The organism is Planococcus circulans (assembly GCF_020023385.1).
In the GTDB taxonomy this organism is placed as follows: Bacteria; Bacillota; Bacilli; order Bacillales_A; family Planococcaceae; genus Planococcus.
This window is the reverse complement of the sequence record NZ_JAIQCL010000001.1, coordinates 711415-723880: the sequence shown is the minus strand read 5'-3', so window position 1 is coordinate 723880 and position 12466 is coordinate 711415. Positions and strand designations below refer to the sequence as shown.

The 12466-nt window shown below is 45.8% G+C and carries 11 protein-coding genes; 9 read left to right on the top strand and 2 right to left on the bottom strand.

Annotated elements, in window-relative coordinates; all coding sequences use genetic code 11:
* Positions 1-59 precede the first annotated feature (59 nt).
* Entirely contained in the window at positions 60-1034 is a 975-nt protein-coding gene (locus tag K8U60_RS03550; protein WP_223634480.1) for a N(5)-(carboxyethyl)ornithine synthase, read from the top strand.
* Positions 1035-1100: 66 nt separating this feature from the next.
* Here the strand turns inward: K8U60_RS03550 and K8U60_RS03545 are convergent, their stop codons facing one another.
* Positions 1101-1883, bottom strand: coding sequence for an SGNH/GDSL hydrolase family protein (locus K8U60_RS03545; RefSeq protein ID WP_223634476.1), 783 nt, complete (start codon positions 1881-1883; stop codon positions 1101-1103).
* Between the two features lie 194 nt (positions 1884-2077).
* Here K8U60_RS03545 and K8U60_RS03540 point away from each other — a divergent pair, with 194 nt between their 5' ends.
* Positions 2078-2452, top strand: coding sequence for a helix-turn-helix domain-containing protein (locus K8U60_RS03540; RefSeq protein WP_223634473.1), 375 nt, complete (start codon positions 2078-2080; stop codon positions 2450-2452).
* Positions 2453-2671: 219 nt separating this feature from the next.
* The gene (locus K8U60_RS03535) at positions 2672-3868 is read left to right on the top strand and encodes a cation:proton antiporter (protein WP_223634470.1); all 1197 of its coding nucleotides are present in this window, start codon (positions 2672-2674) and stop codon (positions 3866-3868) included.
* Between the two features lie 45 nt (positions 3869-3913).
* Here the strand turns inward: K8U60_RS03535 and K8U60_RS03530 are convergent, their stop codons facing one another.
* The gene (locus K8U60_RS03530) at positions 3914-6298 is read right to left on the bottom strand and encodes an EAL domain-containing protein (protein ID WP_223634468.1); all 2385 of its coding nucleotides are present in this window, start codon (positions 6296-6298) and stop codon (positions 3914-3916) included.
* Between the two features lie 302 nt (positions 6299-6600).
* Here K8U60_RS03530 and galU point away from each other — a divergent pair, with 302 nt between their 5' ends.
* The 6 genes from galU (at position 6601) to galE (ending at position 12321) form a co-directional block, all read left to right on the top strand.
* The gene (gene galU, locus K8U60_RS03525; RefSeq protein WP_223634465.1) at positions 6601-7485 is read left to right on the top strand and encodes a UTP--glucose-1-phosphate uridylyltransferase GalU; all 885 of its coding nucleotides are present in this window, start codon (positions 6601-6603) and stop codon (positions 7483-7485) included.
* Positions 7486-7745: 260 nt separating this feature from the next.
* A complete protein-coding gene (locus K8U60_RS03520) occupies positions 7746-8765 on the top strand; it encodes a GNAT family N-acetyltransferase (RefSeq protein WP_223634463.1) in 1020 nt (339 codons plus the stop codon).
* 128 nt (positions 8766-8893) lie between these two features.
* Complete coding sequence (locus tag K8U60_RS03515; RefSeq protein ID WP_223634461.1) at positions 8894-9382, top strand: VanZ family protein; 489 nt, start codon at positions 8894-8896, stop codon at positions 9380-9382.
* 179 nt (positions 9383-9561) lie between these two features.
* Entirely contained in the window at positions 9562-9807 is a 246-nt protein-coding gene (locus K8U60_RS03510; protein ID WP_223634459.1) for a hypothetical protein, read from the top strand.
* A gap of 133 nt (positions 9808-9940) precedes the next feature.
* The gene (locus tag K8U60_RS03505; protein ID WP_223634457.1) at positions 9941-11065 is read left to right on the top strand and encodes a right-handed parallel beta-helix repeat-containing protein; all 1125 of its coding nucleotides are present in this window, start codon (positions 9941-9943) and stop codon (positions 11063-11065) included.
* 290 nt (positions 11066-11355) lie between these two features.
* Entirely contained in the window at positions 11356-12321 is a 966-nt protein-coding gene (gene galE / locus K8U60_RS03500) for a UDP-glucose 4-epimerase GalE (protein WP_223634455.1), read from the top strand.
* Positions 12322-12466: the final 145 nt, after the last annotated feature.

Genomic DNA, 12466 nt, shown 5'->3' with positions numbered 1-12466 from the left:
GAAATGTCTATTATCAGCCGATCAGGATCTAACAACATTCATCAATTGGAGGTTTTATTATGTACACAATAGGATTTGTCATCAGTCATAAAAACAATGAAAAAAGAAGAGCGCTTCTGCCGAAGGATATGCCGAACATCAAGAACATCAAGCAGTTGTTCTTTGAAGTCGGCTATGGTGAGGCCCTTGGTTTTTCCGATGCCGAATATGAGGTTTCCGGCGCTCAATTCGTCTCGCGCGAAAGAGTATTGCAATGTGACGCCATTGTCGATGTAAAATTGGGCAATGCGGATTATTTCGATCAATTGGCGCCTGGAAAACTCTTGATTGGTTGGGCTCATGCAGTTCAGGATATCGCGTTCACAGACTCGGTGCTTGCAGGAGACCACACTGTGGTTGCCTGGGAGGAAATGTTTGAAGACGGCCGTTACATCTTCTACCGCAACCGTGAAGTTGCCGGGGAAGCGGCGATTCTGCAAGCTTATCAATATTGCGGCAAAATGCCATACGAAACGAAAGTGGCGGTTCTTGGAAATGGCCACACGACCAAAGGCGTATTGCGCATCCTTCACGGCTTAGGTGCTGATGTGGATGTCTATGGACGCAAGCTGGAATCGCTGTTCATCAAGAATATGGGCAATTATGACGTTCTCGTCAACTGCGTCATGTGGGACACGACACGCACCGACCGCATCATCTACAAAGAAGATTTGAAACGCCTGAAAAAAGGCGCGATGATCGTCGATGTCAGCTGCGACCCGAACATGGAGATCGAAACGTCCCGTCCGTCGACCATCGATGATCCCGTCTATACAGTGGATGGCATCATCCATTACACAGTGGACAACACGCCGGCGATGTTCCCGCACACGGTCACGAAAGTGCTGAGCGAAGGATTCTCGCCGATGGTCGATAATTTTGTCGAAGGCAATTGGACCGACCTGATCCGCGATTCTGTGGTCATTGAAAACGGGCACATCATCGATCACCACATCAAGGAATTCAGAGAAGCCAGAAACCTATTGGTGAAATAATCAACTAAAGAGCCTCCTCCGACGAAATCATTGATTTCACTGGGGGAGGCTCTTTTTAGTGGATGCTTACTGCTTAATCAGTTCCATCGCCAAATAGACTTTAAACTTATCGAACAGGTAAGCTTGCCCTTTTGTATTGGGGTGCATTTCGTTCTGCATCAAATGGGTCTGAGCGATGTTCTTGGCGTGGACATCTCCAGCCATCACTTCGTAGAAGTCGAAAAGATGAACATTATCTGCAGCTGCCAATTTGCGGGTTTCCTGAATATACTTCATCATTTCTCTATTTTTAATGTAGGAAAGTGTCGGATTCGGTGTCCGGATCAGCACCTCCGTTTCGCCGGAAGCGGTAATTTCTTCGACGATTCCTTGATAGTCTTTCGCATACTCCTCGACAGGAATCTTCCAGCCGCCAAGCGCGTCATTCAATCCGGCGGAAATCACCACCAAATCAGGGGAGTGGTTCAGGACGTCGCTGGCCACCCGGTCCTTCATATGAGAAATGGTATTGGCGTTCATGCCTGAATTGATGACCGTCACCTGGTCCGGGTACTTATTGTCGAACCAGTCACTCAGCAAGGACACGTGATTGGGATTGCCATCTGGCAACGAATCGGGGGACGTAACATAGTCGCCAAGAAAGACAATGGTTACCGGAGTGCCCGCTGCGAGTTTTTCAGAAAAGTTGGCAGGTGCAGGTTCATCGGCAGCTTCTGCCCGAGAGCTCTCGGTTCCAGGCAGCAAGGCCGTTTCTTCCGACAGTTCAATCGTTTCAAAGTTCTTTTCGCCCATGATGATAATCAGGATAAGTGCTACAAATAATATGTAGATCAGTTTCTTCAGCATCATACTACCTACCTTTCATTTTAAAAGTAATTACATTTTACCACAAAGAAAAGCTAATTTATCTAAAATTTCAGAATTTCAATGAGTATTCAGACTCAAATTTAAAATGGAGCTAGTTATCCGGTTTCACCGTGGTAACATAGGGGAATAATATAATGATTGTATAACGGCCAATGGAAATAGAGGGGGCGCCCGAAATGAAGAGAATAGGAGAGAAATTGAAGAGTCTGAGGGAAGAAAAACACTTGAGTGTAGATGAGTTGGCCTTGGAATTAGGCTTTGCGAAAACGGTGATTTGGGGGTACGAAAGCGGCAAAAAGCAAGTAAGCATTTCTCATTTGGAGTTGCTGGCCGATTATTATAAAGTATCTATAGACTTTTTGCTGGAGCGTGATCAGATCTCCAACAAACTCGATCTTCAGCAAGTTGCCGATTTGTCGTCCATCAATCTGGTGGTGGATGACCAGCTGGTAAACCAAGAGGAGTTGGCAGAATTGACATCCTATCTGCAGGTCAAACGCCGCCTGAAAGAAGAGGAAGAAGAACAGCTAAAGAAGCGGACCGCTAAATAAGAGCAGGCCCACCGGCACGTTTTCATTTCCAGCTGAACGGTGAACTGAATAAACGAGCAGCGGGCAGCCCAGTAAACCACTGGGCTGCCTGTTTTTTATGACGTTTCAGAAACGAAGCTCCATCTTGGCTGCTGGACCTAACACCCGAGCTCTGTTTAAAAGACCCTGTTTAAGGGAAATTCTTGACTTTATGGAAGTCAATTGTTGGAGGGGATCGGCATGTCGGCAGCAATCGTGACGATTTTGTTGTGCATCGGATATTTGGTATTCACGATTGATAAAAAGCAAGAGAATTTTCCTGTACCGGTCGTTCTTGTCCTGATCGGCATCGGGTTATCGTTCATTCCATCTTTTAATGATATTGAAGTGACGGAGACATTGATCTACGATGTCTTTCTGCCTGGCTTATTGTTTGTTTCTGCGTATCAGTTTTCGACGGATGCTTTGCGCAGGAATTCCGCCATCATTGGCTTGCTGAGTACGGTCGGGCTAGGACTGGCGGTTGTGCTTGTCGGACTGGCCGTCTATTGGATCGGCGGCTGGTTCTTTTCTGTTTCCCTGGCAGGGGCGCTGGTGATTGCGGCGATTTTGGCGCCGACCGATCCGGCTTCGGTCGTCTCGATTTTAAAGAAATCCTCACCTGACAAAAGCATTGCTGATATCGTTGATGGGGAATCCATGATCAATGACGGAACCAGCATCGTCCTGTTCACTGTTTTGGCAGGCATGTACCTTGATTCGCATTCACTTGATGTACTTTCCATTTTAGGGGAGTTCGTCTATGTCTCAGCAGGTGGCGTGATACTGGGGCTTGCGGTCGGATGGCTATTGAGCAAGGCTGTCCATATCACCCATCACCGGGATTACCAGGTCATGCTCAGCATCGTCCTGGCATACGGTGCCTTTCAGCTGGCTGAAAGCCTCGGCTTTTCGGGTGTTCTGGCGACCGTATCGGCGGGAGTTATGCTATCCTGGGAATTTTCCCATACCAATAAAGAAGACCATTACCGTGAGTCGCTGTCCGGATTCTGGAGCGTCGTTGAACCTTCGCTGCTGGCATTGCTGTTTTTGCTGATTGGCATTGAAGCAACGGAACATCTGGCATGGGGAAATTGGGGTCTGGCACTCGCCGTTTTATTCGCCAGCATCGCCATCCGGTTCCTCATTGTCGGAGGCACGTTCAAATTGGTGGCTAGAGGAAGGCAGTCTGAGGACGTATGGAAAAAGTCGCTGCTCATCGCCTGGTCCGGTATCCGCGGGTCGATGTCCGTGTTCCTGTTGCTGCAGCTGGGAGCGATGGCGAAGGAAGGAGCGGCTGATGAACTGATTTCGCTGAGCTTTTCCGTGGTCATCCTGTCACTCATCATTCAAAGTCTCGGAATCCATCCTTTGTCGAAACTGCTGGACAGCAACTAAAACAGCCCTTGCCTGGAAGTCATACTTCAGGCAAGGGCTGTTAGGCTATACTTTCAAGTATAGTTGTTCGATCATTTCAGGGAGCAGGGGCTTCTGGAAATAATACCCCTGAGCCTGGTTGCAATCTTTGGTTTTCAGGAATGCCAGCTGTTCGCTGGTTTCTACACCTTCAGCAATTACATTCAACTTCAGATTGTGGGCCATTTGAATGATGGTGTCGACCAGTGCTGCATCTTTCGGGTCGTTATGGATATTGCGCGTAAAATGCTGATCGATTTTCAGCGTATCAACAGGAAACAGTTTCAAGTAGCTCAGTGAAGAATAGCCAGTGCCGAAATCATCGATGGATAGATGGATGCCCATAGCCTTCAATTCCTGCATTTTTGAAATTGCGGATTTCGCACCTTGAATGATGCTTTCGGTCAATTCCAGCTCAAGAAATTCAGGAGCCAGACCTGCATCGTCCAATGCGGAAGTCACTACTGCTGCGATATTGCCGTGTGAAAATTGCTTGGCCGAAATGTTGACAGCGACCCGGAACGGATCCAATCCAGCGTCCTGCCAGTCTTTGTTCTGCTGACAGGCAGTCCGGAGAACAAATTCGCCGATATAAAGAATCATGCCATTCTCTTCTGCGATGGGAATGAATTCAGCAGGGGAGATCTGACCGAATGTGGGGTGATACCACCGGACCAGCGCTTCAACCCCAATGATTTTTTCGGTTTTGATATCGATCTGCGGCTGGTAATGAACCGTAAATTCACCAAGCTCCAAGCCTTTGCGAATGCTCATGGCGATTTTTGACTTCCTGGAAATCAAGTCGTTCATTTCGGAAGTGAAAAACTGGAAATTGTTTTTGCCTTCTTCTTTGACGCGGTACATAGCGATGTCGGCATTTTTTACCAGCGCTTCCGGGTCTTTGCCGTCTGCCGGGAAAAGACTCGCACCGATTGATGGGGTAGTGAAAACGGTTTCGTTATTCAATAGGAAAGGTTCGTTTAAGACTTTCAGTATTTTCTGTGCGGTAGCTTGCGCCTGTGTATAGTCAGCGTTTGGCAGCAGCACAATGAATTCATCGCCGCCAAGACGGGCTAAGGTATCCGCTTTGTGGAGGCAGGAATTGATGCGTTCCGCCACTTCCACCAACAGCTGATCGCCGGTTTGATGGCCATATGTATCATTGACCAGCTTGAACTGGTCAAGGTCCAGATAAAGGACTGTCAGAACAGCAGCGTTTTCTGATGCCTGAGCAATTGAAGATTCAAGCCGGTCGTTGAACAAGCGCCGGTTTGGAAGCCCTGTCAGCGAATCGAGGTAAACGAGGTTGCTGATTTTTTCTTCAGTTGCTTTGCGGTCAGTAATGTCACGGATGATGAGGCTGTAATATTCGCCTTTAGCCGTATGCCATGTTCCTGTCGATAGTTCAACGGGAAACGGATTTCCATTCTTTTTCAAGCCGGTCAGCTCAATGGTTTTGCCAACTGTGTCAATGTGTTCGTGTTGCCGTGCGTCTTGATGGGGCCTTGGGAAAATCAGGCGCACATCCTGTTGGATAATGTCATCTTTGGTATAGCCGAAAAGATGATGTGCGCCATTATTCCATTGCATGACAATCCCTTTGGCATCGGTGACCACGATTCCATCTTTAGCGGATTCGATGACCGACAGAAACTGGCGGCCGTATTCATCAGACAGGGATTTCACTTTCGTTTCGCTGCGGATGCTGAGGATGGCAATCATCAGCATCAGGACCATGCCGATGCCGACATTATAAGCGATATAATTATTGTTCATCGAATTGGCAGCCACTGGCATATGGTGGGCGGCAGGTTCAAAACGTGCAGCAGCCATGCCGATGTAATGCATACCGGCTACACCAGTAGCAATCAATGCCGCACTGACAATCTTTAACCCAAACAAACCATGGCGGTTCCGTGAATAAAACAGCAAGAACATGGCCAAAAGAGAAGAAGCTAAAGCGACAACCACGGATAAGATCCACAACAAGGAATCGTATTGGACAGTGGCCTGCAGCTGCATGGCCGCCATCCCGATATAATGCATGGCGATAATGCCTGTCGTAATGAGCACGGCACCAGCCAGAACTTCGGTTTTTAGGACCTGTGGCTTGCTGATGATGGCGAAAGCAATTCCGCTCGCAAATAAGGCAGGCAGTATCGAAGCGATGACAAGCGGGGTATTATAACTTACTTCCATAGATAAATGAGAAGCGAGCATCCCGATAAAATGCATCGACCAAATACCGAGCCCCATGATGAGGGCGCCGAGCATAATCCACTTGGCCCGTGCGATTCCGACTGTGGTAAACAGCATGCCGCTGATGTTTAAAGCAATGTAAGCCGAAATGAAAACCACTGCAATAGAAAGGAAGATTAAAGCGGGATCATAGGATAATGGTATGGCATTCATCTGGTTCACACTTCCTTTCGATAATCTATTGGAAATAGGGAATTATACATGATAATTAGAAAATATTTAATATAATTACGGACCAATGGTACATATATTTTAGCATCTTAATAGAAGTTTGTTTGTAATTTTAAATTTCTGATAATAAATCTGAATCCAGCCTCTTGTCCTACTATTTCATTGCTTACGTCCGGTAATTTTTGAATATGAAAGAGAAATTTTTTCAAATATTAGCTTTACCCTGGAAAAATGTTATTATTAAACAATACGTGATCAGAAAATATGAATGAGAAGGTGAAGGAATGCAAGTCAAAAAAGCAATCATTCCGGCTGCAGGACTTGGCACAAGGTTTCTACCTGCCACCAAAGCCATGCCAAAAGAAATGCTGCCGATTGTCGATAAGCCAACGATCCAATACATAGTAGAGGAAGCAATCGCTTCTGGAATTGAAGACATCATCATCGTCACCGGAAAAGGCAAACGTGCCATCGAAGATCATTTCGATCATGCCTTTGAACTCGAAGAAACCCTTATGAGAAAAGGGAAAATCGATATGCTGGATTCTGTCCTGGAAACCTCAAATGTGGAGATCCACTACATCCGCCAAAAAGAACCGCTGGGCCTTGGCCATGCGATTTGGTCGGCGCGCCGATTTATCGGCAACGAACCGTTCGCGGTCCTGCTCGGTGATGACATCGTGGAAAATGACGAACCATGCCTGGCTCAATTGATGAAGCAAAACGAGTTGACCGGCAAAAGTGTCATCGGTGTCCAGCAGGTACCTGAAGATGAAACCCATCGCTACGGCATCATCAATCCGGTTTCCATCGACGGCAAATTGATCAAAGTCGATAACTTTGTCGAAAAGCCGGAGGCGGGAACAGCGCCGTCAAATTACGCCATTATGGGCCGCTACATCCTGACGCCTGAAATTTTCGAGTTTTTGGGTCAACATCAGCTTGGTGCAGGTGGAGAAATCCAATTGACGGACGCCATCCAGATGCTCAACGAAGTCCAGTCCGTTTATGCCTATGAATTTGATGGACACCGCTTCGATGTCGGCGAAAAATATGGATTTATTGAAACGACCATTGAATTTGCGTTGAAGCGTCCTGAACTGAGAGATCAATTATTGGAGTTGTTCGAAAGAAAACTGCAGGAATCTTATACGAAAGAAAATAAATAATCGACTTTTAAAACCCGTATTCAGCTAAGCATTCTGCAGCTGAATACGGGTTTTTGCATAAAAAATTACAGAAGCTAGGTCTTTTAATAGATGTGATATAATCCAAATAATCTAAAAAATCTGTTTTTAGGGTGGATAATTCGTAGGAGTGTGATAAACTATCTAAATAAAGAATAGAAATTGTAAACAGATGGAAATTAGCGTGTAATAAGTCTACCTTTGCTTTCAGAAAAGCTTCGGTACAAGGAGGCCTCTTCAGAGTGGATGATATTTATTTTGAACAGAATTACGGGCGGTTGTATGAACAAATCGAACAAGGTACGTGCGAGGTATTTAAATTCGAACATCCCTTGGGGAAAGTAAGTCATTTGTTCATCAAGCGGCTTATTTCCGTGTGCATCAACGAAGAAACCTATTACGATATCAGCACGCCGTATGGGTATGGGGGACCTTGCATCACCGATTGTGAAGAAGTACATAAATGTCAGGTGGTTCAAGCTTTCAATGATGCTTTTAAAGAATTTTGCCATAAAGAGAACATTGTCTGCGAGTTTGTCCGGTTCCACCCTTTATTCACCAATGCCCAGGATTTCAGCAGCTGCTATGACTTGACGTTCCGTCGCCATACGACCGGTACCAATTTGAAGGATTACGACAACCCTGTGAAGTCCGAATTCTCCAAGTCGAAGCAAAAAAGCATCCGTAAAGCGTTGGAGGCCGGGGTAGAGTACCGTGTCACCGTAAACCCTCCCGATCTGGAGGAATTCAAGGAAATCTACTATTCGACCATGAAAAGAAAAAATGCAGCTACCGTGTATTATTTTAACGATGAATATTTCGAGAATCTTCTCAATTACTTTGGCGAACAGATCGTGCTGACGGAAGTGCTTTATGAAGGGAAGATCATTGCGATGGGGCTTAACTTGGTCTCGGGAAAAACCATCCATATCCATTTGTCGGGCACGCTGGAAGAGTACCACCATTTATCTGCAGCTTTCGTTATGCGTTATGCGCTGGTGATGTGGGGGAAAGAACAAGGCATGGAGCTGATCCACGAAGGTGGAGGTGTGACAGGGGAAGCCGATGATCCCTTGTACCTTTTTAAAAAGCAATTTGGCAAAAATACAGAATTCACCTTCCATGTCAGCTACAAAATCTGGAACCAGGAAATTTACGATCTGCTATGCAAAACTGTAGGGTCAAAAATGGAAGACGGCTCATTCCCGGCCTATCGCTCGAAAACTGCAGCCCGTGAACAGGTGGGCATCAACGTTCGCTGATTTAGATGGAAGAAAGTCTGCTGTTTTTTGGCAGGCTTTTTTTATTCGGCTAAAAGTCAGCTTCCGATTTCGGTGACGGATGCTATAATAGGGATAAACATCGATTTTAACAGTAAAGGATTTGTCATATGACACCCTATAAATGTACTTCCTGGATCGCGGCCATTTCCTGGATGGCCGTTATTTTTTATCTTTCCCATCAACCGGGTTCTGCTTCAAGCGATTTAAGTTCAGGCGTCGTAGCTGCATTGTTGAGTTTTATTGATCAAATGGCGCCGAATTTAGAGTTTGATAGTGAAAATTTCCATACTTTTGTTCGGAAAAATGCGCATTTTATCGCCTATTTCCTATTGAGCCTGTTAAGCCTGAACGCCTGGAGAAGCAGTGGTTTCTACGGGATGAAGCAATTGGTGCTGGGATTTGGCATGTGTGTCCTTTTCGCGGTGACAGATGAAATCCATCAATTGTTCATCGAAGGACGGAGCGGCGAAGTGAGAGATGTATTGATTGACAGTGCCGGTGCAGGCTTGGGTGCCGTGTTTTATGCCCTTGGCGATAAATTGTGGCGGCTGCAAAAGAAAAAGAGCAAGAACGAGCAGATTAAAACAGAAACCTGATAAACAATTCTACCAGTATTGAATCGATAGGCAGGTATGGTTTCAATTTTCTGGTACAAATGAATCTAGTAAATTCCAGAAATTTAGCGTAAGATGGTATAAATCGAAAGAATTATTGAAACGGTAAGGAGTAGAACGTAAATGACAGCAACCGGGTTACGCAAAAAGAGGTGGATTGTATGTGGACGTTGATTACCGGCGGCTTTCTGTTTGTGATGGCCGTTGTTTTCTCTTTGGGAAAAGCTAGTTCGAAGAGGGAAGATGCCACATACAATCATCGAGAAGAATTGCTGGCGCGCAGTAAAGGCAGTGACACTGAACCTGCCCTATCGGAAGAACCGGACTTAGAACCGATCGAACAGCCGGAAAACAATAAAGAAAATAATGCAGAACGCAATACACCGCATCCTTCAGAGCAACTCTGAGTGTGGTGTTTTTTAGTGCTTATTACCCTTTTAATGACAGCTTATTGAATTTTCAGATATCAAACTGTTATTTTCAGCCTATATTATGTATGATAGGTAATGAGAGCATTATGCACCAAAGGAGGTGATTGGCATGAAAGCAAAAACATTTGGATTTGTCCTGCTGGTGCTTTTGGGTATCGCCGGATTCAGTTATTTCTTTTTGATGATTGAAAAGTTTACGCAGAACGAAGAAGCGAAAAATGGGCAAGAAAGTTACAGTGCCAATCTGGATGAGGCAACAGACAAAACGGCGGAAATTCAGGCCGCTATTGACGAAACACCTGCTGGAGGAACGCTGGAAATCACTCCGGGCGTCTACAAACTCAGCAAAAACCCTGATCTTAAAGCCGTTACAGGATATGGTGACAGCTATTTTGCTTTGAAGATTTCAAAGCCGATTACGATTTTGATGGAAGAGGTTATTTTCCAGACGGATACGGATGATGATTATGGTGTGTTTTGGGTCAATGAAACAGAAGATGTCCATTTAAAAGGCGGCGTTCTGATGGGTGAGCGTTTGCCAAAAGACGGTTCATTAACTTCCCATATTGCCATTCTGTTTCTCTATACAAACAATAGCTCCATTGAAGACACTTACATGAAAAACTTTTCCCAGGGTGTCCATCTTAATCATTCGGATCATAATATTGTCAGGAAAGTAACTTCGGAGTTTAACTATGGGTCCGGGATTATCAGTTTTGATTCTGACCAAAACCTCATCGATTCCTGTGTGGTGCGAAATTCCGGTGACGGCCATTTATCTTTGTATGGAGGTGGCGAAGATAATCATGTGGTGAATTGCATGGTTACTGAAGACCGCCCGGGTTATACCGATCAGCAGGGAATCACGGTGGAAAGTGAAATTGGCAGTTTGATCGAAAAAAATACGGTCAGTGGATTCTACTACGGCATCGATGTCAAAAATGCTTCGGAATCGAATATTATCGAGTCAAATATCGTGTTCGACAATGAATACAATATCGCTGTACGCGGCGGCGACGGTGGTGAAAACCTTCAATTGCCGAGCTACGATACGCAAATTCTGAACAATATGGCCGTGGACCCGCGGGATAATTCCCACTATGGAATTTATGTCGGGGCAGGAGAAGGTCATGTCGTCATCGGCAATACCCTGAATACCGGCCACTTGGCCATTCCGGAAGAAGATATGGAAATTTACGAAGATCAAAATCATTACGTGCCTGAAGAAGACTGAACACGTTTCCTGCTGAAGCCGGCAACGGCTTCGCGGAAACGTGTTTTTAGTGTGAATTTTATGGCATCGGAAGCGTGAGGTGCGGAAAAGGGTGGTTGAGGTGCGGAAATCATCCTTCGAGGTGCGGACTTTCGGGTATGGGGTGCGGTTCATGCCGTTTGAAGTGCGGTTTTGGGCAAACGAGGTGCGGTCGACCTCTTTCTCAAAATAAACCCTCATGTAAATTTTCCGCTAATGGTACAATTGGTCATATTAGGATTTTCTAGAAGAAAAAAGGGGGAATAGGATTCATGGCAATTTTAGTTTGCGGCGGTGCGGGGTATATCGGCAGCCATACAGTGAAGGAATTGGTGGATACATACGAAGTAGTGGTGCTGGACAATTTGACGACAGGCTTTGAGCATCTGGTTGATGAACGGGCGACTTTCATCAAAGGGGATTTGGGCGACCGAGCGGTTCTGGATGAACTCTTCACGACACACAGCATTGACGCTGTGTTCCATTTTGCCGCCAATAGCCTGGTCGGCGAGTCAGTGGAAAATCCCTTAAAATATTACCGCAACAACGTCAACGCCACATTGGTACTGCTCGAGAAAATGGTTGAGCATGGCGTCAAACGCTTCATCTTTTCATCGACGGCCGCGACCTATGGCATTCCCGATACAGAGATGATCACGGAAGAAACGGCAACCAACCCGATCAATCCTTATGGGCGGTCGAAATTGATGGTCGAGCAGATTTTAGCAGATATCGCGCATGTCCATGATTTCCAGTATGTCGTGCTGCGTTATTTCAACGCTGCGGGTGCGCATGTGTCAGGCGAAATCGGTGAAAGCCATGACCCGGAATCCCATTTGATCCCCATCGTGCTGCAGCATCTTCTTGGACAGCGCGACAAAATTTCCGTATTCGGCACGGATTACGATACAGCTGACGGAACGTGTGTCCGGGATTATATCCACGTCACGGATTTGGCCCGGGCGCACATCCTTTCCTATGAAGGAATGGTTGCTGGAAAAGTTGCCAATGAAACCTATAACCTCGGCAATGGAGCAGGTTATTCAGTCAATGAAATCATCAGCTCCTGCCAGCAGATTTCAGGCAAACAGGCAAGCATCGAATATGCACCGCGGCGTGCCGGAGATCCGGCTACATTGATCGCATCATCCGATAAAATCAAAGCTGCATTAGGCTGGACACCCGCATATGATTTGAGGACCATCATTTCCAGTGCCTGGACATGGCATTCGAAATAATACTATCACCTAAATCTCCTTGAGCAGCTCGACAGCTCAAGGAGATTTTTTAATCCTGTCAAAAACAGCTTCCAGCAGAGAAGAGTGCTCCCTTTTTATTAGGGAATTATTGGGAATGTAAAAATACTATTAAATAATTGTAAAG